Source organism: Vibrio aestuarianus, from assembly GCF_012395185.1.
Taxonomy (GTDB): Bacteria; Pseudomonadota; Gammaproteobacteria; order Enterobacterales; family Vibrionaceae; genus Vibrio; species Vibrio aestuarianus.
Genome location: NZ_JAAZTU010000097.1, coordinates 1 through 1423 on the forward strand (window position 1 = coordinate 1; position 1423 = coordinate 1423).

General features: G+C 38.2%; 1 protein-coding gene and 1 pseudogene. One reads left to right on the top strand and one right to left on the bottom strand.

The window, feature by feature from the left end:
* Positions 1-690: Hpt domain-containing protein (locus HGG78_RS18735; protein ID WP_172533815.1), on the bottom strand; the 690-nt coding region annotated here is incomplete at its 3' end.
* Positions 691-971: 281 nt separating this feature from the next.
* On the opposite strand from HGG78_RS18735, the pseudogene HGG78_RS18740 reads away from it, so the two are divergent.
* A pseudogene (locus HGG78_RS18740) lies at positions 972-1423 on the top strand (IS5 family transposase); the annotation flags it as partial.

Below are 1423 nucleotides of genomic sequence, written 5' to 3' on the forward strand. Positions count from 1 at the left end.
ACATTCAACTTCTTTAATGGAAGTCTGAATTTGTTGTATTAGAAGTTTTGTACTGTTAGCCTCTTTTAAAGGGCAAAGTTGGGTTTGTAATTCTTGGGCGAGAGATGATACTTCATTTAAACCCAAGATGCTCGCAGTTCCTTTTATTTTGTGTGCCAGTGCTTTTAGATCTCCGGCATTATTTTTCAGGTTGTTCATATCGTCAGATAATGAACTTGATATAATATTATAGATTTCGATCTTTTTATCACTATCATAATGAGTAAATTCATGTTCTAGCTTACTTGATAATTCTGTGGTAAATAACGGGTCTGATTGTACTAAGAATTTTGATATGCCGTTATAGATCGATTCCGTGGTCAACTTTTTTGATATTATTTCATCAAAGTAAGTAAGATTACCTAATGTATTGTGAGTTTCCTCAGTGTATCCAATAATGTTGCTATATCCGTACTGTCCAATGTTATTTTTTGTTTCTTTCGCTAATCTATAACTATCTAAGTTCTTTTTATTGAGGTTAATAAAAATCAAGTCGTATGCTCCTCTGTTATTTCTTAGCGTAATTAGCGCCTGTTGTCTGTTGTTTGAAATGTCACTAGTTAGCCCAAGCGCTGTCAAATGTTCTTTTGTTTGCTTTTGTCTGCGTGGCTCATTTTCAACTATCAATACGTGGCCGATTAATTTATTCATTGTATTCCTTTTAGTTGTGATAAAAAATTACGTTCAGCAGCTAGAACTTGTTGATTATAACCTGATATTTTAGTTGGTGTATAAGTTATTATAAATAAGGTTAGGAAAGACTTTTGAATTGTGATGACCATTCAAAACAAAGGATTGTCATTATTAGGGTGTGTTGATCTTTTGATTGTTTTTTGAACGACATGACAAGGAGGGCTTGGTTGCGTAATTCAGTGGAACTAAATCCAGAACCTACGATCTGATCAGCTACATTCACTCCCTCTCGTAGCCCTATGCCTAAACCTCGTTACAAAACAACCAACTGTGAAGCAATACAACCAATCACTCGTTAACCGTGGTTCTCTGAGCTTTTGGATTGGTGAAGAGGCGATTAGCGGGTGGGTGCAAAGCAAACAGAATAAGCGCGGGAGGCCTCGTCGGTTCAGTGATTTAGCCATCACGACAGCACTCATGGTGAAACGCGTGTTTTCTATGCCCCTGAGAGCGCTGCAAGGATTTATCGACTCGATATTTAGGTTAGCCCATGTACCGTTAAGTTGTCCGCATTACACTTGAATCAGCCGTAGAGCCAAGTAAGTTGAGGGCTCATTTAAGACTAAAACGAGAGGAGTGATACAGCACCTAGCCATTGATGCGACAGGCCTTAAAGTTTATGGCGAAGGAGAATGGAAAGTCAAAAAACACGGGACGGATGGCAGGCGCAGAGTCTGGAGAAAGCTACATT